The organism is Hymenobacter sp. BT18, assembly GCF_012273015.1.
GTDB lineage: Bacteria > Bacteroidota > Bacteroidia > Cytophagales > Hymenobacteraceae > Hymenobacter > Hymenobacter lutimineralis.
Genome location: NZ_CP050954.1, coordinates 1,028,974 through 1,049,202, shown reverse-complemented (window position 1 = coordinate 1,049,202; position 20,229 = coordinate 1,028,974). Strand labels below are relative to the sequence as shown.

Genomic DNA, 20,229 nt, shown 5'->3' with positions numbered 1-20,229 from the left:
TGCCAATGGTACGCGCGTACAGGCCGAAATAACTTACCTAATGGCTTTAGTCGAAGGGGGCGTAGGCTGCAATGCGCCAGTGGCCGGGCGACTTAAGCACCAGGCTCAGCTTGTAATCGACGGTGAAGCAGAGGTCGGCTGTGCGGACGTAGCCGAGCGGGCGGTTGCGCATATCGGAGACGCGCACCCAACTCGCGCAGCTGGAATTAGGCTTGTTCGGACAATACAGCTCTGCCCAGTTTCTACCCGCATCCTGTTCCTCATCCACGTTCACCACGCTGTAGGGTAAATGCGCCCGCACTGCTGATGCGGCCGAGGCTTGCACGTGTACTTCCGTGGCGGGCTTCAGGCATACGGCCGCGGTATACCAGTCAGCGCCATTTGCGCAACTGATGCGCTCAGTGGCTTGGGCGTAAGGCAGGCGGAACTCGCGACCTTCGTCGCCCTGCGTGAATACACCGCCTAGCGCCAGAATCCGCCGAAGCTTGGGCCAGATGGGCGAAGCCGTGCCCCGGTGCAGCTCCCAGGTACGAGCAAAATCGCGGGACCCGTATTCGCCCCCTCCGTAGCTCGAAACGGTATTGGTGTCGACTAAGGCCAGTAGCCCCTGCGCATCCCGCGCCTCAACAATGCGGTTGAGGTTTGCCAGATAGATCTGGAGGGAAGAATCCTGCCGGCTTTCATCGGCGGGCAAAAGCTGGCAGGCACGCAGTCCCGCCGAATCGATAGGCTGCGTGAGGTCGTACGGCTTTTTGACGGTTTTCTCATCAGCCTCGGCGGCTACTGGCGCTGGTGGTGCTGCCGAGGGCGTTGTCGCCAGTGTATCGGAGGAGCTTGGGGCGGCAGTCGAATTTTCTGGGGTCCGGGCACCATCCTGGCTGCAAGCGGTACCAATAAGCAAAACAGCGAATAGCCAGCGAAACGACATAGTCATACAAGTAGGGGCCACTAAGCTAGACGTTTTGTTTAGCAATACATCGGTGTAGCTTGGTGACGTTGGGGCAGTCCAAACGACCTTTTCGCGGCGTATCTTTGTTGATTCCCTGCCGGCCTGGTGCCGGTGCTATCATCCACGAGAGAGAACCCCGAGAGTTGAAAGTCTGCATTGCCGAAAAGCCCAGCGTAGCCCGCGAAATTGCCCACGTGCTGGGCGCCAGCCGCAAAATGGATGGCTACTTCGAGGGCAACGGTTACCAGGTTACCTGGACGTTTGGGCACTTCTGCCAGCTGCGCGAGCCCGAAGACTACCGCCCCGAGTGGAAGCGTTGGAGCATCCACGACCTGCCCATGCTGCCCGAGAACTTCGGCATTAAGCTTATGCGCCGCGACGACGGGGTGGTGCGCCAGTTCAACGTCATCAAGAACCTGCTGGCCTCGGCCGAGGAAGTCATCAACTGCGGCGACGCCGGGCAGGAAGGGGAGGTCATCCAGCGCTGGGTACTGCTGGAGGCCAAGTACCGCAAGCCCATCAAGCGCCTCTGGATATCGTCGCTCACCGAGGAGGCCATCCGCCAGGGCTTTGCCAACCTGCGCGACGGGGCCGAGTTTGAGAAGCTCTACCAGGCCGGCAAAAGCCGCGCCGTGGGCGACTGGCTGCTGGGCCTGAACGCCACGCGCCTGTTCACGCTCAAGTACGCGCCCGGGCAGCGGCAGGTGCTCAGCATCGGGCGGGTGCAAACGCCCACGCTGGCCTTGCTGGTGGACCGCTACCACGAAATCCAGAACTTCCGGCCCGAGCCTTACTGGGTGCTGCGCACCGAGTACCGGGGCACGATGTTCAGCCACGTAGCGCCCGTAAAGAAAGGCAAGGACGATGATGAGCCCGACGAAAAGGCCCGCCTGAAAGCCCGCGGCTACTTTGTAACCCAGGAAGAAGCCGATGCCGCCATGGCCGCCGTGAAGGACGTGCCCCTGATGGTAACCAACGTCGAAATCAAGAAGGCCCTGGAAAGCCCGCCTGCCCTGTTTGACCTGACCTCCCTGCAGGTGCAGTGCAACAACCAGCTGGGCCTCTCGGCCGAGGACACGCTTAAAACCGTGCAAGGCCTCTACGAAAAGAAAGTGGTGAGCTACCCCCGCGTGGATACCACCTTCCTGCCCGACGACCAGTACCCCAAAATTGCCGGCATCATGCGTGGGCTGGGGGCCTACGCGGGCCTCACCGCCCCGCTGCTGGCCGCCAAAATCAAGAAGAGTCCCAAGGTCTTCAACAACAACAAAGTCACCGACCACCACGCCATCATTCCTACCGGGGCCAGCGCGGGTGGCTTGGGCCACCACGAGCAAAGCGTATACGACATCATCGTGCGCCGCTTCCTGGCCGCTTTCTACCCCGACTGCGAAGTCTCTAACACGACAGTAACCGCCGACGCGGCTGGCCGCACCTTCCGGGTGCGGGGCCGCCAGATCCTCAACCCCGGCTGGCGCATCGTCTACGGCGACCCGGAAAAGCAGCAGGCGCCCTCCGCTCCCAAAGCCGCTGGCGAGGGCGACGATGACGTGGTAAACACCGTGCTGCCCAGCTTCGAGAAAGGCGAAAGTGGCCCTCACAAGCCCCGCCTGGACTCCAAGATGACCCAGCCCCCGCGCGAGTATTCCGAGGCCATGCTGCTACGCGGCATGGAAACCGCCGGCCGCAACGTAGACGACGAGGAGCTGCGCCAGGCCATGAAGGAAAACGGCATCGGCCGCCCTTCTACGCGGGCGGCCATCATCGAAACCCTGTTCAAGCGCGGCTACATCCGCCGCGACAAAAAGAAAGTAGTGCCCACTGCCACCGGCGTGGAGCTGATTGGCCTGATCCGCAACCCCACGCTCAAATCGGCGGAGCTGACGGGGCAGTGGGAGCGGAAGCTGCGCCAGATTGAAGGCGGCCAGCTGGAGCCCGAGCAGTTTCTGAACGAGCTGAAGGGGCTGGTGCGCGAAATGGTGCAGGAAGTAAAGCAAGACGGCTCCGGCCGCGGCATCAGCATCCACAAGCCCGAGCTGGCCGACCTCACCGGCCAGAAAGCCGCTGTGGGCGCCAAGGCCAGTGCGCCCAAAGCCGCGCCTACGCCCGCCGTTCCGGGGGCGCTGGGGCCGTGCCCGGCTTGCGGAGGCGGCCACGTGCTGCGCGGCAAAACGGCCCTGGGCTGCTCGCGCTGGAAGGAAGGCTGCCAGTTTCGCCTGCCTCCGGAGTTCGAGGGCAAAAAGCTCACCGACAAGCAAGTGGGCGACCTGCTCAAAAAAGGCCGCACCCAGGTAATGCAGGGCTTCCTGGACGACGCCGGGCAAAAGTTCGGGGCTGCCATTCGCCTCACGCCCCAGCGCATCCTGGAACTGGTGCGCGCCGCCGAAAGCAAGCCCACCACGCCCTCCGACCCTGGCCAGATTCCCTGCCCGGTGTGCCGCCTGGGCCAGATGCTGCGCGGCAAAAGTGCCTGGGGCTGCTCCCGCTTCCGCGAAGACTGCCAGTTCCGCGTGCCCTTCGAGTGGGGCGGCAAAACCCTTTCCGACGCCCAAATGAACCAGCTGCTGCGCAAAGGCAAAACCGGCGTCATCCGCGGGTTCGTGTCCAGCAAAACCGGCAACCGCTACGAAGCCGTGCTGCAAGTGACGCCGGAAGGCCGTATCGAGCCGATTTTCGGGCAGGGGTGATGCGTGCACCACTGCTTTTTACGGTAGGAATGTGGCTCTGCTTCGCAAGTGTAAGCACAGGGCAGACTACGCTTACTTATGGTCAGCAACTTGAAGCAGTGCACTCAGCTAAAGAAGTAGAGAGGTTCATGAATAGCCTTGCATTGCCATCTTTAGGCAATGTCAAGTTAGATACTACGCAGGAAGGCCTCCAAGAATATTGCGCGGGAACCAGTACTGCTATTCCAGCTGCGTGGGTCTTAGCTGATTTGGATGGGGACAAAAAGTTGGATTTACTGCTAAATGGGGTTGATAGTGGGTACTTAGCTGTGCTAAACCGGGGAATCGATAAACCAGAGGTTATTGATTTACAGATGCGTGGTTCAAGGAGATGGTGCCAAGCATATAAACCAGCTAAACGAGGTACTATTCCAGTCATTCACGGCAAGGCAACTTCATGGGTATCGGCATCTCAGAAGCGTCGCGGTGTTAAGCGGCAGCACTGGAAGTATACGCTCATGTACCAACTCGGAGCTTTTGTTGATTACGCACCTAGCCCCCAGAAACAGTTGCCTTTGCGTATTGGGTATAAATACCGGAGAGGTGGCCCGCCAAGTGAGGGGCTGGCCGGTTATGACTTAGAAATAGATAGAGCTTCGGGTTGGGCGACTGGCACTCAGCGGGTGAGTGGTGATTCGCTGGCAATTCGTGAGTTTCGTTACCAACTCAGCGCGGGGCAACTAGATACATTGCAACGGCGGCTAAGTTACTTATGCGTGTCTGCCTTGAAGTCGAAGTATTATTTGTGGGGATACGATAGGCAGAAAGTAGAACTAACTTTTTACTATCCAACTCATCAAAAGCAGATACAATGGGATTACGGGATGGCCGGCACCCATTCATTGTACACCTTATATAATTTCTTAGGTCAGCTACACTCACGAGAAATAAGCCGACTGCAGAAAGAACGCCGAACAAAAAAATAGCTATGCCTCCCCAACTCGGTAAAATCCTCGTCCTCCTCGGCCTTTCCCTCGTGCTTTTGGGTGCGTTTCTGTGGTTGGGCGGGGGCCGGCTGCTGGGCTGGTTTGGCCACCTGCCTGGTGATATTCGGGTGGAGCGGCCGGGGTTTCGATTCTACGCGCCTATAGTGTCAATGCTGCTGGTGAGTTTGCTGCTAAGCGCGCTGCTCTGGCTGTGGCGCCGGTGGGGTGGGTAAGGCACGAGCGGGTGGACCAGTGTACTCCACTATATTCTCCACCATACCCCGGAAAATGATGGCGTGGAAAGGCACCAGCGAGTACCAGTACAGACGCCCAGCTAGGCCCCGAGGCCGAAACACGGCCAACTGCTCCAGGGTGTGGGTGCCGTCGTCATTCGGTATTATCTGGAACTGCAGCCAGGCCTCGCCGGGTAGCTTCATTTCGGCGTAGAGCAGTAGGCGGCGGGCGGTACGGTCGGCTACCAGCACGCGCCAGAAGTCGAGCGGGTCGCCGGCGCGCAGGTCGGTGGGGGAGCGGCGGCCCCGGCGCAGGCCCACACCGCCCACCAGCTTATCCAGGAGCCCGCGCACCCGCCACAGCCAGTCTACTTTATACCAGCCCCGCTGCCCGCCAATCTGCCACACATTGCGGCGCACGGCCTCCGGGTCGCGCCGGAAGCGCAGGCGTCGGCAGTCCTGCAGAATACCATGCCGGGGCAGCTGAATGTGGTCCATGTAGGCCGGAGGCATCACTCCGCTGCTCAGGGCGTCGCTCCAGCTGCTCACCACTTCGTTCTGCTCGATGCGCTGGTAGGCCAGCTCCACGGCGGCGCGGTAGGGCATGCAAGCGTGGGGCACTACCGCCTCAATGCTGCGGGCCGGGTCCACGATGGTGTCGTTGCGTAGGCTTTCTACCAGGCTTTGGGCCAGCGAAAAGGTAGTGCTGGTAACCAAATACAGCCACCAGGAGGAAAGGCGGGGGGTGAGTACGGGCACCGTAAAAATATAGCGACGGTAGCCCCGAACGTGGGCCAGCTCCAGCAGCATTTGCCGGTAGGTCAGCACATCCGGCCCGCCCACATCAAAGGAGCGGCCCTGGCAAGCGGGGTTGTCGAGCACGGCCAGCAGGTAGTGCATCACGTCGCGGATGCCCAGGGGCTGACAGCGTGAGTTCAGCCAGCGCGGCGTCACCATCACCGGTAGTTTCTCTACCAGGTCCCGGATGATTTCAAACGAGGCCGACCCTGACCCGATAATGATGCTGGCCCGCAGGACCGTGAGCAGGGCGCGGGCCTGCTTGCGCAGCACCTTTTCCACGGCCTTGCGGGAGCGAAGGTGCACGCTCAGGGCGCGGTCGTTGGCAATGCCAGAAAGATAGACCACCTGCCGGGCCGTGGTGCGGTTGAGGTATTGCGCGAAGTTGTGGGCCGATTCCTGCTCCAGGCGGAAAAAGTCTTTGTCGTGCCCGCTCATGGAGTGCACCAGGTAGTAGGCCGCCTCCACGTCCAGCGGCAGATCAACCAAAGAATCGGGCCGCAGCAGGTCGCCCTGCACTACGCGCACCTGCTGGCGCACCGCTTCGGGCATGGTCACGCGGCGCGCATCGCGCACGAGGCACGTGACTTGGTGGCCGGCCTGCACCAGCAGGGGCAGCAGCCGCTGACCAATGTAGCCGTTGGCACCGGTAAGCAGAATGTTCATGGCCAGGCGGTAAGTGGTGGGACTATACTAACTTCCCGTTACGGGTTTAGTTCGGTAAGAGGTCATAGGAGTGTCCCATTCCTCTGTTGGCCGAACGTTAGGCTGGAAGACCAAGTAGGCTGTATAGCCTTGAACGGCTTAAGGAGCTACACTTAGTCGGCCTTTTTGAACAGAGCAGGAGGCACGCAAAACCACTTGCCGCAAAGGATTTCGGCGTAATATTTACATTATCGTTTATGTAGATGAAGACGGTTTTAAAATTTATCGTCATAAAACGGAAGTGCGCTGTTGGTTATCTGTGACAAATTTGTTAACCTTGCCGTGTTTCCCAGCCAACAATAGTTCTGCTAACCTGTTGCAGAAGCGGAAACAAGGTCCATTGCCCACAACCAGGGCGAGGGCCGCATGAACCCCTCTTTTTTTTGCCTTCTTACACAAACGATTGTGAAAGTATCAAAAACACAATCGTTTGTGTTGTCAATAAAAATTCCCACATTTCTTCCCTTATGAAAAAGCCCATACCCCTTGCGCGCCGGCTAACGCTACCGGCACTCCTGTTCTGTGCTCCCCTGGCGCTGCTGAGCGCAACGGCTCAGGCAGCCCACCGGCCGGACACCAGTAGCCTCGGGCTGCGGCTGGCCGACTTAACGGTGAGCGGCCGGGTGACGCAGGAGAACGGTGACCCGCTACCAGGCGTGACGGTGCTGGTAAAAGGGACAACCAACGGTACGTCGACCAACTCCGATGGGTCATTTGTCATTTCCGCGCCATCCGGCAGCACCCTCCTGTTTACGTACATTGGGTATGTGCGCAAGGAAGTAGTGGTACCAGCAGGCAGCACGGGGACAGTAACTGACCTAAACGTGACGCTGGTAGAAGACGTGAATGCCCTGAGTGAAGTAGTCGTGGTGGGCTACCTCACGCAGGACCGCCAGAACGTAACCAGCGCCGTGAGCAGCCTGGATGTGAGGGAAGCTACTAAGTCGCCGGTGGCTACGGCCACCCAGGCCCTGCAGGGGCGTGTGGCTGGCGTGCAGGTGCAGGGCTCCGGTGGTCCCGGCGATGCGCCTGTAATTACCATTCGCGGTATTGGCACCCTGGGCAACGCGGTCAGCGGCCCGCTGTACGTAATTGACGGGCTCTGGACGGCAAACATCCGCGACCTGAACCCTAACGACATTGCCTCCCTTACGGTCCTGAAAGACGCTTCCTCCACGGCCGTTTACGGGTCGCAGGGGGCCAACGGCGTTATTCTGATTACCACCAAGAAAGGCAAGTCGGGCGCCCCGGCTATTAGCTTTAACAGCTACCGCGGGGTGGATAACGTGTACAAGCGCTACAACCTGACCAACGCTAGCGAGTGGGCCGACCGCGCCGTAGTGGCCTACGCCAACGCCGGCCTCGACCCCCTCAACAACGGCCAAAACAGCTTGGCCGGGGCCGTGAAAGGACCGGGTGGAGCTTTCAACCCCAACATCGATACCGACTGGCAGGATGAGTTTTTCCAGACCGGTACTTTGGAAGATTACAACCTCACATTCTCGGGCGGCAGCACGGGCGACAAAGCCACGACCAACTTCCTGATTTCCGGGGAGTACTTCCACCAGGAGGGCATAGTGAAGGGCCCCGACTTTAAGCGCTACAGCCTGCGTCTGAACTCGGGCCTGAGCCGGGGCCGCTTCAAGCTCCAGCAAAACGCCCAGTTCACCCACCTGGATGTAACCCTGCTCAACGGGGCTCCTTTCATCGACGTGCTCACCATGATTCCGAGCATTCCGGTGTACGACGCGGCCAATGAAGGCGGCTATGGTACCGGCTCGCCCATCCTGAACACGTTTGCCACCAACCCTATTGGCGCCCAGGAGCTGCTGCGCCGTACCCAGGCCGACAACCGCCTGGCCGGCAGCATCAGCGCGGATTTCAGCATTTTCGACTTCCTGACGTACCGACTTAACTTAGCCCTCGACGGCCACACCTACAGCAACGCCGATGCTCAGAAGGCCGGTATCATCCGCCAGAACACCCGCATTAACACGGCTTCTTTGTCGGAGTTTCTAGGGTATGACTTGTTCATGATGGCGGAAAACACGCTGAACTTTAACAAAAGCTTCGGCGACCACAACGTGAACGTGTTGGGCGGCTACTCCGAGCAGGCTTACCGCCAGCACAACGTGAGTGCCCAGACCCAGGGCTTTACTACCATACCACAGTATTACTTCGAGTTGAGCGCGGGACAGGAGAAGGGCGTGATTTCGGGCATTTCTACCGAGAATGCCCGCCGCTCCTTCTTCACCCAGGCTACCTACGACTACAAAAACCGCTACCTGGTTTCGGCCAGCTTCCGCCGCGACGGCTCCTCGAAATTTGCGCTCCGCAACCGTTGGGCCAATTTTGGAGCAGGCTCACTGGGCTGGCGCATTAGCGAGGAAATTTTTTTTGAAGGCCTGCGCCCCGTAATTAGTAACCTGAAGCTGCGCGCCAGCTACGGCGTGAATGGCAACGACGGCCTGTTCGGTAACTACGGCGGTAACTACCTGACCACGCCCATTGTAGGGCAGAACGTGAACTACGTCATTGGTACCGACCAGCGCATCGTGAACGGCTCAGCTCAGCTGGCCCTGTCCAGCCCTGACATCCAGTGGGAGGAACGCTACACCAAGGACGCCGGACTGGACCTGAGCCTGCTCGACGGCCGCCTCAACTTCTCGGCCGATTACTACATTGCCGAAACCCGCAAGGCCCTGGCGCCGGTGCAGGTACCTACTTATCTGGGCCACTTCGGCGAGCCATTGTTCCAGAATGCCGGCAATATTGAAAACCGCGGCTTTGAGCTGGAGTTGGGCTATCAACAAAACAAAGCTGACTTCACTTACGGAGCCAACTTTACGCTTACCACCATCAAGAACGAGATTACGGCGGTGCCGGTTAAAGGCCAGGTTATTGGCGGCGGCGAAGGCGTAACGCGCACCGAAGAGGGGTCGTCGCTGGGAGAGTTTTATCTGATTCCCTTCGACGGCATCTTCCAGTCGCAGGAGGAAGTGAATAACTACAAAAACTCCGCGGGCAAAGTAATTCAGCCCTATGCCTCGGCTGGCGACGTGCGCTACAAGGACGTGAATGACGACGGCAAAATTGATAATGCCGACCGTGTCTTCGCCGGGAAGGCTATTCCCAAGCTGCAGATGGGCCTGAACCTGAATGCGGGCTACAAAGGCTTTGACCTGTCAGTGTTCCTGCAGTCGGTGACGGGCAACAAGATTTATAACACGGCCCGTCGCGCCCTGGAAAGCTACAACGGCCCCAACAACTACAACGCCGACGTAACGCCCTGGACGGCTGAAAACCCCTCGACGACCACGCCGCGCCTGCTGCAGGGCGGCGGCGCCGGCGCCCTGGGCGAGGCCGCCGCTTCCAATGCCATGTTCAACACCACGCGGTGGCTGGAAGATGGGTCTTACCTGCGCGTGAAAAACGTGCAGCTGGGTTACACTGTTCCCAAACTGCTCACTAGCCGGGTACCCAGCCTAGGCAGCGTGCGGCTGTACGTAACGGCCCGTAACCTGTTCACCTTCACCAAGTACACGGGATTCGATCCAGAAATCACCGGAACTAACTTCTTCAACCGGGGCGTCGACGACAGCGCTTACCCGAATGTGCGCAGCTTCACCGGCGGCCTGCAGGTGAACTTCTAATCTGACCCGGAACGTGCTGCTGAGCGCTTCCCCCACCTTACCGCTTTTGCTTCCGATATGAAACTCCATAAAGTAGCCACCCTTGTGCTGGCCGGCAGCCTGTTCCTGACAACGGGCTGCGAGAAAGACCTCCTGGATAAAACCAACCCCAACGCGCCCTCAACTTCTCAGTTCTGGAAAACCCAGGACGATGCCGTAAAAGGGGTGTTTGCCTGCTACTCGGGTTTGCAGCAGTTTGCCTGCTACTACCGCAGCTGGCACTTCATGGCCCACCGCTCCGATGAGTCGTACAGCCAAAGCCCCTTCGTGGAGCTGGCCAACTTCACGCGCTTCATCACCCCTGACAACAACTTCTTCATCTCCTCCTTTGCCTGGAATGACTACTACCGCACGATTTACCGCACCAACCAGGTGCTGAACAACGTGCCCGGTATCAGCATGGACGAGACATTGAAAAAGCGGCTGCTGGCCGAAGCCCGCTTTGTGCGCGCCCTCTCGTACTACGACCTGGTGTACTTCTTCGGCAACGTGCCCCTGATTGTGGACGAGCCCGTGGTTACCACCCGGGCCGTGCAGGCCACGCCCGCCCAGACGGAAGCCCAGATTATTGCTGACCTGCAGGCCGCTATTCCCGACCTGCCTGTGACCTACGGGGCCGCCGACAAAGGCCGCGTGCCCAAAGGTGGGGCCCAGGCCCTGCTGGCCAAGGTGTACATGCACCAGCGTAAGTACACCGAAGCATCGGCCCTGTTTACGGAAATTATCAACAGCGGCCAGTTTGCCCTCGTTTCCAACTACCTCGACAACTTCACCGATACCAATGAGAACAACAGCGAGTCGTTGTTTGAGGTGCAGTTTACCGGTGCCGTGCTGGAAGTAGGGCAGGGGCAGGACAACGCTTCCGCTTCCGAAAGCCACGACCGGCCCAACTTCTTCGGCCCTCCCGGTCCTACGTTTGCCGACGTGCAGCCCCGGCGCTGGCTGCTGGAGGCCTACACCGATTCCACGGTGTCGTTTGCCCCGGGCAGCACCACCAAGCACCTGATTGACCCGCGCCGGGACATTAGCATCATTCACGCCGGCAACCCCGACCGGTTCTACGGCAAGACGTTTGGCGAGTGGAACTGGAACCCCAACCAGCAGTACTGGCGCAAGTACCTCAACGACCGTACCCGCACCAACGAGAACTTCACCTCCGGCATCAACCACCGCGTAATTCGCTACGCCGATGTACTGCTGATGCAGGCCGAAGCCCTCACTGAGCTTAACCAGCTGGCCGCCGCACTGCCACTGGTAAACCAGGTGCGCCGGCGCGTCGACCTGGCCCCCCTCACGGGCAGCTACACCCAGGCCCAGCTGCGCCAGCTGATTCGTAGTGAGCGGGCCAAGGAACTGGCCGGCGAAGGCACGCGCTGGTTTGACATCCTGCGCTGGGGCCTGATGGACGACCAGGCCGGCATCGACGAGCTGAAGTCCCGCGACGTGGATTTCGTCAACTTCCGCCTCGGCATTTCCAAGCTGCTGCCCATTCCGCAGCGCGACATCGACATTGACCCGGGCGTAAAGCAAAACCCGGGCTACTAACGCTGCTACGGCCGGCGGCCCCGCGTGGGGTCGCCGGCTTCCTGCTTATGGCTTTTCTAACTTCTTCCTGGCTGATGGGTACCGGGAGCTGGTGGCGCGGGGCGCCCCTGGCTGTACTGGCCCTGGTGCTGAGCTGCGGCGGCCCCGACCCCGCGCCGCCTGCGCCCGCGCCCCCCGCCCCGGCCAACACCTTCACCAATCCGCTGCTGCCCGTGGGCGCCGACCCCTGGGTAGCCCAGCGCGACGGCTACTATTACTACATGCACACGGCCTATAACGACCTGCGCATCTGGAAAACGGCGAAGATGAGCGACCTGGCGTATGCTGCCAGCACCATTGCCTGGCGGCCTCCCGCCTCGGGACCGGCCTCCGGCAACCTGTGGGCACCCGAGCTATATTTCTTTGACGGGAAGTGGTACATCTACTACTCCGCTGGCCCCGAGGGCAGCGACCTGGGCCGCCAGCGCACCTGGGTGCTGGAAAACGCCAGTCCCGATCCTACCCAGGGTACTTGGACGAATAAAGGCCGGATTTTCAATCCCACGGAAGACTTCTGGGCTATTGATGGCACCGTGCTGGAGCAGAACGGCAACCGGTACTTCATCTGGTCGGGCCACAATGGGCAGGACGGAGTACAGCGCCTCTACATTTCGAAGATGAGCAACCCCTGGACACTGGAGGGGCCGCGGGTAGAGCTTTCCCACCCCGAGTACAGCTGGGAAACCGTGGGGCCACCTTACGTAAACGAAGGTCCCGAAATCCTCAAGCACGCCGACAAAACCTTTCTGGTGTACTCGGCCAGCTTCTGCGGCACCGATGACTATTCCCTGGGCCTGCTCACCACCTCGGCCACGGCGGATCCTATGCTGCCGGCCTCCTGGCACAAATCCGACAAGCCGGTGTTTTCCAAGAACGCAGGCAGCCGCGCCTATGCCCCGGGCCACAACGGCTTTTTCGTATCGAAAGACGGGACGGAAAACTGGCTGGTGTACCACGCTAATGCCAATCCAGGCGAAGGATGCTTTGATAAGCGCAGCCCCCGGATGCAAAAGTTTACCTGGAATGCCGATGGTACGCCTAATTTCGGCAGCCCCGTTCCCATCAACACGCCCCTGGTTAAACCCAGCGGCGAGTAGGCCCCGCCTCCGGGGTAATTTCTTCTGATTATTTTCCTTAAGCGTATGCGTACTTTTCATTGGATACCCGGCTGGTGCCGGTTGGCCTTCCTGCTATTATTGCTGGTTGGCGTGCGGCCTGTCTTGGCGCTGCAGGGCCTCACCGGCGTACACGACCCTTCCACCATCATCAAGGAAGGCAACACGTACTGGACCTTCGCTACGGGCGATGGTATCTACAGCCTCTATTCCACCGATCTGGTGAACTGGCAGCCGGGGCCCCGAGCGGTGTTCCCCAACAAAGCTTACCCAGGGTGGATCAACAGCAAAGTGCCTGGTTTTCAAGGGACCTTCTGGGCGCCGGATTGCATTTACATGAACGGCAAGTACTATTTGTACTACTCCTGCTCCACGTTCGGCTCCAGCGTGTCGGCCATTGGCCTGGTTACTAACGTGACGCTCGACCCGACCAGCCCCAACTACAAATGGGTTGATCAGGGCGAGGTAATTTCGACCAACGCGGGCAGCAACGTGAATGCCATTGACCCCGCATTGTTTAAAGACAGCGACGGGAAAGTGTGGTTTAGCTACGGCTCCTACTGGAGCGGGCTGCGCGTGCTGGAGTTGGACCCCTCCACCGGCAAACCCATCAATGGCCCATCCACCACGCAGTTTTCGGTAGTAAACGGCGACCCCGAAGCCGCCTTCCTGACCAAGCACGGCAACTATTACTACATGTTCTTCAACCGGGGGGCCTGCTGCCGGGGCGTGAGCAGCACGTATGTTATTCTGGTGGGCCGCTCTACTTCGCCGACCGGCCCGTTTCTGGATCAGAACGGCGTTAACCTCAATCAGAATGGCGGCACTACGGTGCTGGCTTCCTCGGGGCGCTTTGTGGGGCCGGGCCACGCGGGGCTGCTGGAGGAAAACGGCGTAACGTATTTCTCCCACCATTACTACGATTCTTACGACAACGGGGCGCCCAAGCTGGGGCTGGCCCAGCTTACCTGGAGTGCCACCGGCTGGCCCAGCGTAAGCCGTAACTGGGTAGCCCCCGGCCGTTATACCATTAAGAACCAATCCAGCGCCTTAGTATGGAATACCCTGAACTGCTCCGGGGAAGCCGGGAAGGCCGTGGAGCAAAATGTGGCCTCCGGCCTGAGCTGCCAGCTTTGGGACCTAACGGCTCTGGGCAACGGCGACTATAAAATCACCAGTGCCCAGGGGGGGCTGACGGCCGGGGTGGCTAACTGCGCCGAAGAAGCCGGGGCCCTTCTACAATTGGACGCGTATAAAACCCAGGGCTGCCAGCAGTTTCACCTGGACCGGGCGGCCGACGGAACGTTTGTGTGGTCGGCTCTGAACGGCAACCGCGTGATTGGCGTGCCGGGGGGCGCTACTACTGCCGGCACCCAGCTGGCCCTGGCCAACTACACCGGAGCGGCCGCGCAGCGGTGGGTGGTAGCCACCCCGGATGTGAGCACCGCCGCCAAAGCCGGCCAGAAACTGCCGGGCGTGAGCATCTTCCCGGTGCCGACGGCCCGCACGGGCTTTACCCTGGATCTAGGAGAGCTGCGCGCCTCTACGGCCGTGACAGTAGAACTATTCAATCTGCAAGGGCAGGCTGTAGTGCGGCAAACGCTGGAGCGCCCGCAGGCCCGGCAGCAGGTGGCTACGTCCCTGGCGCCCGGCTTGTATCTGGTGCGGGTGCGGCAGGGAGTGCGCCAGTTTTCGCAAACCCTGGTGGTGCACTAAGCCTTCCGTAGTAAAGCAAGGCAGGAGAGGGAGAGCGGAGCCGCTCTGGGGCTGCAAACCCAAGCGGCGGGTGAGCAAGTGGCCAGGGGAATTTCCTCTGGTCACTTGCATAACTATGCATTTTGAAAACCGGAAAAGAGCAGCAGAGGAAGAAAAAAAGCGGATAAAAAAACACAAACGATTGTGTAAACCAATTATAATTTCTACTTTGGTTGCCAGATTCAGCCCCCAGCCCGGCGCTTGCCGGCCCAATCAGAAAAGGGGATGACTTCCCGGTTGCCCAGCCGACCTCCCACGCATCTAACTCCCACCTGACTGTTCCCGTAATGGTACGTTCTTCCTCTTTTGGGCTGCTGGTAGGCGGCTTGGCTACGCTGCTGGCCGCTACCGCCTGTGAGCAGCAAAAGCCGGCTGGCTCAGCTGCCGAAACCACCGCTACCTCCTCCGATTCCACCCAAACCGCTGCTGCCGCTGTGCCTGCTTCCGCTTCTTTTGGCAAAACCACTGACGGCACCGAGGTGCAGCTCTTCACGCTTACCAATGCCCACGGCCTGAAGGCGACCATTACCAACTTTGGTGGTACGCTCACCAGTCTGCTGGTGCCTGACAAAGATGGCAAGCTCGGCGACGTGGTGCTGGGGTTCGACGACGTAAGCGGCTACCAGAGCCCGGCTTTCCGCAAGTCGAATCCCTACTTCGGGGCCCTGATCGGGCGCTACGGCAACCGCATCAAAGCCGGAAAATTCACCCTCGACGGCAAGGAATACACGCTGGCCAAAAACAACGGGGCCAACACCCTGCACGGCGGCAACAAGGGCTTCGACCAGGTAATCTGGCAGGCCGAGCCCGGTTCCTCGGCCGAGGGCCAAACGCTCAAGCTCACCTACCTGAGCAAGGACGGCGAGGAGGGCTACCCCGGCAATCTGCAGGTGACGGTCGTGTACACGCTCACGAACGACGACGCGCTGAAAATCGACTACTCGGCCACCACCGACAAGGCCACACCCGTCAACCTCACCAACCACGCCTACTTCAACCTCAACCACGGCGCTGGCAAGGATATTCTGGGCCACGAGGTGACCCTGCCCGCCGACCGCTACACCGTAGTAGACGCCGGCCTGATTCCGACCGGGGAGTTGCGCCCGGTGAAAGGCACGCCCTTCGACTTTACCACGCCCCACGCCATTGGGGAGCGAATTGCCCAGGTGCCCGGCGGCTACGACCACAACTGGGTGCTCAATCAAACCAGCGGCCTCCACGCCGCAGCTACGGTGTATGAGCCCGCCACCGGCCGCACCATGACGGTAACCACCACCGAACCTGGCATCCAGTTCTACACCGGCAACTTCCTCGATGGCACCCTTACCGGCAAGGGCGGCACCGTGTACGGCAAGCACGCGGGCTTCTGCCTGGAAACCCAGCACTTCCCCGATTCGCCCAACCAGCCCAAGTTCCCGAGCACCATCCTCAAGCCCGGCGACACGCTCAAGTCCTCCACCAGCTACCAGTTTGGCATTCGGAAATAGGGGGAAATGAGTTTGACACCCCATCTGCGCCAGAAACCCCGGTACTGCATTTGGTAGGTCAACCTCACCTTCTCATTAGCATACTAGCACATTCCCGCACATTAGCACATTCATTTCTCCCGTGGAAAACTCTCAAACTGCCACGCCGGGCGCCGACGCCTACGTCATTGGCGTCGACTATGGCACTGATTCCGTGCGGGCGCTGCTGGTCAATGCCCGCACCGGCGCCGAAGTGGCGCAGGCCGTGCACTACTACGCCCGCTGGAAAAAGCTGCAGTACTGCAACCCCGCCCGCAACCAGTTCCGCCAGCACCCCCTCGACTACATTGAAGGGCTGGAAGCCAGCATCCGCCGCGTAGCCCAGCACGTGCCCGCCGAGCAGATTGTGGGCATAGCCGTAGATACCACCGGCTCCACGCCCGGCGCGGTGGATGAGCACGGCGTTTCCCTGGCCCTCAAGCCCGGCTTCGAGGACAACCCCAACGCCATGTTCGTGCTCTGGAAAGACCACACGGCCCTAGACGAGGCCGCCGAAATCAACCACAAAGCCCGCACCTGGGGCGGCGAGGACTACACCAAATTTGAGGGCGGCATTTACTCCTCCGAGTGGTTTTGGGCCAAGATCATGCACGTGACGCGCGAAGACGCCGCCGTAGCCCAGGCTGCACACTCCTGGATGGAGCACTGCGACTGGGTAACGCTGCTGCTTACTGGCCAGGACCTGGCTACGTTTAAGCGCAGCCGCTGCGCCGCCGGCCATAAAGCCATGTGGCACGAAAGCTGGGGCGGCCTGCCCTCCGCGCAGTTTCTGAACTACCTCGAACCTTCTTTGGGTGAATTGCGCAATCGATTGTTCGGAGAAACCTATACGGCCGACGAAATTGCCGGTCATCTTTCGGAGGAATGGGCGGCCCGTTTGGGCCTGACAACCAACACGGTAGTAGCTGTGGGTTCCTTCGATGCCCACGCCGGCGCGGTAGCGGGCGAAATCGAAGCCTATTCCATGGTGAAGGTGATGGGCACCAGCACCTGCGATATTGTGGTGGCTCCAACCGCCGAAGTTGGCAGCAAGCTGGTGCAAGGCATCTGCGGACAGGTGGATGGCTCCGTGATTCCCGGCATGCTGGGGTTGGAAGCGGGTCAGTCGGCATTTGGTGATTTGCTGGCCTGGTTCCGGCAGCTGGTGGAGTGGCCCCTGCAGGCGTTGCTGCCGCAGTCGGGCACGCTTACGGCCGAGCAGCAGGAAGCCCTGCGCGAAGAGCTGAGCGACAAGCTGCTGGTAGAGCTGACCAAAGCCGCCGCCGCGGTGGACCCCGCCGAGTCGCAGGTGCTGGCGCTGGACTGGGTGAACGGCCGCCGCACGCCCGACGCCAACCAGGCCCTGAAAGGCGCTTTGGTGAACCTGACGATGGGTACCTCGGCCCCGCAGATTTTCCGGGCGCTGGTAGAGGCCATCTGCTACGGCTCCAAAATGATTGTGGAGCGCTTTGAGCAGGAGGGCATTCCCATCAAGCAGGTTATCGGCATCGGAGGGGTGGCCAAAAAGTCACAGTTCGTGATGCAGACCCTGGCCGACGTGCTCAACCGCCCCATCAAGATTGCCAAGTCGGAGCAGGCGCCGGCCCTGGGCTCGGCCATGTACGCGGCCGTGGCCGCCGGCGTCCACGCCGATGTGCTGACGGCGCAAAAGGTCATGGGCAGCGGCTTTGCCGAAACCTATGAGCCTAACCCCGCCCGCGTGGCCGACTACCAGGCCCGCTACGAGCAGTACCAGGCCTTAGGCCAGTTTGTGGAAAGCCAGACCAAGCGCGAAGCTTCCGTGGTTGAACCTTCTCTAGCCGAGCAAACCGCATGAGCCAGTACCAGGACCTGAAACAGGCGTGCTACGAAGCCAACATGCAGCTGCCCAAGCTCGGGCTGGTGCTGTTCACCTTCGGCAACGCCAGCGTGGTAGACCGCGACAAGGGCGTATTTGCCATCAAGCCCAGCGGCGTACCCTACGATACGCTGCGGCCTGAGGACATCGTGATTGTGGACTTCGACGCCAACACCGTGGAAGGCTCCGGCCGGCCCTCGTCGGATACCAAAACCCACGCGGTGCTGTTCCGGCACTGGCCCGAAATCGGGGGCATTGTGCACACGCACTCCACCTACGCTACCGCCTGGGCCCAGGCTCAGCTGGATATTCCCATCCTGGGCACTACCCACGCCGACCACCTCACGGCCGATGTACCCTGCGCCCCGCCCATGGATGATGCCATGATTGCCGGTAACTACGAGCACCAGACCGGCTGGCAGATCATCAACGAGTTTGAAAAGCGCGGCCTCTCGCCCAAGGAAGTGGAGATGGTACTGCTCAGCAACCACGCCCCCTTTACCTGGGGAGAAACGGTTGAAAAAGCGGTGTACAACAGCGCCGTGCTGGAAGAAGTAGCCCGCATGGCCTACCTCAGCTGCACCCTCCGCCCCGATGTGCCCCGCCTCAAGCAAGCCCTCATCCAAAAGCACTACGAGCGCAAGCACGGCGCCAACTCCTACTACGGCCAGCGCTAGAAAGCTCAATGAACGTGTCATGCTGAGCGGAGTCGAAGCATCTCTACCGCTTCGTTGCTATGGTAATTGATTAGCCAGCCGACAAGCTCAGCAGGACCAAACATTCCCACGATACTTCATCCCGACCATGATTGACCTTTCCCACTACGAAGCCTGGTTTATCACCGGCAGCCAGCACCTCTACGGCCCCGAAACCCTGGAGCAGGTGGCGCAGCATTCCCAGCAGATTGCCGAAGCCCTGGGCTCGGCCCTGCCCATCAAGATTGTGTATAAGCCGGTACTAACTGGCCCGGACGGCATTACCAAACTGGTACAGGAAGCCAACACCACGCCAGGCTGCGTGGGGCTGATTGCCTGGATGCACACCTTCTCGCCAGCCAAAATGTGGATCAACGGCCTGAAGATTCTGCAGAAGCCGCTGGCCCACCTGCACACCCAGTTCAACCGCGACATTCCGTGGGCCGACATCGACATGGACTTCATGAACACCAACCAGTCGGCGCACGGCGACCGGGAGTTTGGCTTCATTGGGGCGCGCCTGAAGGTGAAGCGCAAAGTGGTGGTGGGTCACTGGCAGAGTGCCGATGTGCAGGAGCGTCTCAGCATCTGGGCCCGCGCCGCCTGCGCCTGGGCCGACTGGCAGGGCGCCCGCATCGTGCGCTTCGGCGACAACATGCGCTACGTGGCCGTGACCGAGGGTGACAAAGTAGAAGCCGAGCTGAAGTTTGGCTACTCAGTAAACACCTACGGCATCGGCGACCTGGTAGCGGTGATTAACGCTGCCACCGACGAGCAGGTAAACGAGCTGCTGGCTACTTATGAGCAGGAATACGAGTTGGGCGACTCCCTCAAAGAAGGCGGCGACCAGCGCGAAAGTCTGCGCGAGGCGGCCCGCATTGAAGTGGGCATGCGCAAGTTCCTGCAGGATACCGGCGCTATTGGCTTTACGGATACCTTCGAGGATTTGCACGGCATGGCTCAGCTGCCCGGCATTGCCACCCAGCGTCTGATGGCGGAGGGCTACGGCTTCGGCGGGGAGGGCGACTGGAAAACCTCGGCCCTGGTGCGGGCCATGAAGGTGATGGGCGCGGGCCTGCCCGGCGGCAACTCCTTCATGGAAGACTACACCTACCACTTCCAGCCCGGCAACGAGCTGGTGCTGGGCTCCCATATGCTGGAAATCTGCCCTACCATCGCCGAGGGCAAAGCCAAGGTAGAAGTGCACCCGCTGGGCATTGGCGGCAAGGCCGACCCGGCCCGCCTGGTGTTCAACTGCCCGGCCGGTCCGGCCCTGAATGCTACCATCGTTGACCTGGGTCACCGGTTCCGGCTGGTGGTGAATGAGGTGGAAGCCGTAGCGCCCGAGCAGGATCTGCCCAAGCTGCCCGTGGCCCGCGTGCTCTGGAAAGTGAAGCCCGACCTGAGCACCGGCGCGGCGGCCTGGATTCTGGCGGGCGGCGCCCACCACACCGGCTACAGCCAGAACCTGACGGCCGAGTACCTCGAAGACTTTGCCGAAATGGCGGGCATCGAGTACGTCATCATCGACGACGAAACCAAGCTGCGCACCTTCAAAAACGAGCTGCGCTACAACGACGTGGCCTTCAGCCAGCGGTAGGGGCAGCAGCAGTAATTGCGGGGCCGGGCTGCGGGCCGGCTCTGCAATTACTGGCGGCAGCATAGCCCGCAGCAAACGTGTGCGGCCT

The 20,229-nt window shown here is 60.6% G+C and carries 13 protein-coding genes; 11 read left to right on the top strand and 2 right to left on the bottom strand.

Going from position 1 to position 20,229, the window contains the following annotated elements:
- Window positions 1-46: 46 nt before the first annotated feature.
- Window positions 47-928, bottom strand: a complete 882-nt coding sequence (locus HER32_RS04310; RefSeq protein ID WP_168680824.1) for a hypothetical protein — start codon at window positions 926-928, stop codon at window positions 47-49.
- A 164-nt stretch (window positions 929-1,092) separates the two neighbouring features.
- On the opposite strand from HER32_RS04310, the gene HER32_RS04305 reads away from it, so the two are divergent.
- From HER32_RS04305 to HER32_RS04295, 3 genes are read left to right on the top strand one after another with little or no spacing between them, the layout of a single operon-like run.
- A complete protein-coding gene (locus HER32_RS04305; RefSeq protein WP_168680822.1) occupies window positions 1,093-3,636 on the top strand; it encodes a type IA DNA topoisomerase in 2,544 nt (847 codons plus the stop codon).
- Window positions 3,637-3,665: 29 nt separating this feature from the next.
- The gene (locus HER32_RS04300; RefSeq protein ID WP_168680820.1) at window positions 3,666-4,601 is read left to right on the top strand and encodes a hypothetical protein; all 936 of its coding nucleotides are present in this window, start codon (window positions 3,666-3,668) and stop codon (window positions 4,599-4,601) included.
- Window positions 4,602-4,603: 2 nt separating this feature from the next.
- Entirely contained in the window at window positions 4,604-4,834 is a 231-nt protein-coding gene (locus HER32_RS04295; protein WP_168680818.1) for a DUF2905 domain-containing protein, read from the top strand.
- Here the strand turns inward: HER32_RS04295 and HER32_RS04290 are convergent.
- Window positions 4,793-6,298, bottom strand: a complete 1,506-nt coding sequence (locus HER32_RS04290) for an SDR family oxidoreductase (RefSeq protein WP_168680816.1) — start codon at window positions 6,296-6,298, stop codon at window positions 4,793-4,795. The two genes, HER32_RS04295 and HER32_RS04290, sit on opposite strands and share 42 nt — an antisense overlap.
- 506 nt (window positions 6,299-6,804) lie before the next feature.
- Between HER32_RS04290 and HER32_RS04285 the strand changes: the two genes are divergently transcribed.
- From HER32_RS04285 to araA, 8 genes are all read left to right on the top strand, one after another.
- A complete protein-coding gene (locus HER32_RS04285) occupies window positions 6,805-9,990 on the top strand; it encodes a SusC/RagA family TonB-linked outer membrane protein (RefSeq protein ID WP_168680814.1) in 3,186 nt (1,061 codons plus the stop codon).
- A gap of 57 nt (window positions 9,991-10,047) precedes the next feature.
- Window positions 10,048-11,574, top strand: coding sequence for a RagB/SusD family nutrient uptake outer membrane protein (locus HER32_RS04280; protein WP_168680812.1), 1,527 nt, complete (start codon window positions 10,048-10,050; stop codon window positions 11,572-11,574).
- A 47-nt stretch (window positions 11,575-11,621) separates the two neighbouring features.
- On the top strand, window positions 11,622-12,710 hold the full coding sequence (locus HER32_RS04275) for a family 43 glycosylhydrolase (protein ID WP_197748873.1): 1,089 nt from the start codon (window positions 11,622-11,624) through the stop codon (window positions 12,708-12,710).
- Between the two features lie 45 nt (window positions 12,711-12,755).
- On the top strand, window positions 12,756-14,444 hold the full coding sequence (locus HER32_RS04270; RefSeq protein WP_168680810.1) for a family 43 glycosylhydrolase: 1,689 nt from the start codon (window positions 12,756-12,758) through the stop codon (window positions 14,442-14,444).
- A gap of 326 nt (window positions 14,445-14,770) precedes the next feature.
- Window positions 14,771-15,970 (top strand): aldose epimerase family protein, encoded by a 1,200-nt coding sequence (locus tag HER32_RS04265; protein WP_168680808.1) that lies wholly within the window; start codon window positions 14,771-14,773, stop codon window positions 15,968-15,970.
- A gap of 121 nt (window positions 15,971-16,091) precedes the next feature.
- Complete coding sequence (locus HER32_RS04260; RefSeq protein WP_168680806.1) at window positions 16,092-17,825, top strand: ribulokinase; 1,734 nt, start codon at window positions 16,092-16,094, stop codon at window positions 17,823-17,825.
- Window positions 17,822-18,523 carry an L-ribulose-5-phosphate 4-epimerase gene (locus HER32_RS04255; RefSeq protein WP_168680804.1) on the top strand — a complete coding sequence of 234 codons (702 nt, stop codon included), beginning with the start codon at window positions 17,822-17,824 and terminating at the stop codon, window positions 18,521-18,523. Before HER32_RS04260 ends, HER32_RS04255 begins: the two co-directional genes overlap by 4 nt.
- A 127-nt stretch (window positions 18,524-18,650) precedes the next feature.
- A complete protein-coding gene (gene araA, locus HER32_RS04250) occupies window positions 18,651-20,141 on the top strand; it encodes an L-arabinose isomerase (protein WP_168680802.1) in 1,491 nt (496 codons plus the stop codon).
- The last annotated feature ends 88 nt before the right edge of the window (window positions 20,142-20,229 follow it).

Coding starts and splice junctions, on each gene's coding strand:
- HER32_RS04310 (WP_168680824.1), bottom strand. CDS start 928: ATGTCGTTTCGCTGGCTATTCGCTGTTTTGCTTATTGGTACCGCTTGC.
- HER32_RS04300 (WP_168680820.1), top strand. CDS start 3,666: ATGTGGCTCTGCTTCGCAAGTGTAAGCACAGGGCAGACTACGCTTACT.
- HER32_RS04295 (WP_168680818.1), top strand. CDS start 4,604: ATGCCTCCCCAACTCGGTAAAATCCTCGTCCTCCTCGGCCTTTCCCTC.
- HER32_RS04290 (WP_168680816.1), bottom strand. CDS start 6,298: ATGAACATTCTGCTTACCGGTGCCAACGGCTACATTGGTCAGCGGCTG.
- HER32_RS04285 (WP_168680814.1), top strand. CDS start 6,805: ATGAAAAAGCCCATACCCCTTGCGCGCCGGCTAACGCTACCGGCACTC.
- HER32_RS04280 (WP_168680812.1), top strand. CDS start 10,048: ATGAAACTCCATAAAGTAGCCACCCTTGTGCTGGCCGGCAGCCTGTTC.
- HER32_RS04275 (WP_197748873.1), top strand. CDS start 11,622: ATGGCTTTTCTAACTTCTTCCTGGCTGATGGGTACCGGGAGCTGGTGG.
- HER32_RS04270 (WP_168680810.1), top strand. CDS start 12,756: ATGCGTACTTTTCATTGGATACCCGGCTGGTGCCGGTTGGCCTTCCTG.
- HER32_RS04265 (WP_168680808.1), top strand. CDS start 14,771: ATGGTACGTTCTTCCTCTTTTGGGCTGCTGGTAGGCGGCTTGGCTACG.
- HER32_RS04255 (WP_168680804.1), top strand. CDS start 17,822: ATGAGCCAGTACCAGGACCTGAAACAGGCGTGCTACGAAGCCAACATG.
- araA (WP_168680802.1), top strand. CDS start 18,651: ATGATTGACCTTTCCCACTACGAAGCCTGGTTTATCACCGGCAGCCAG.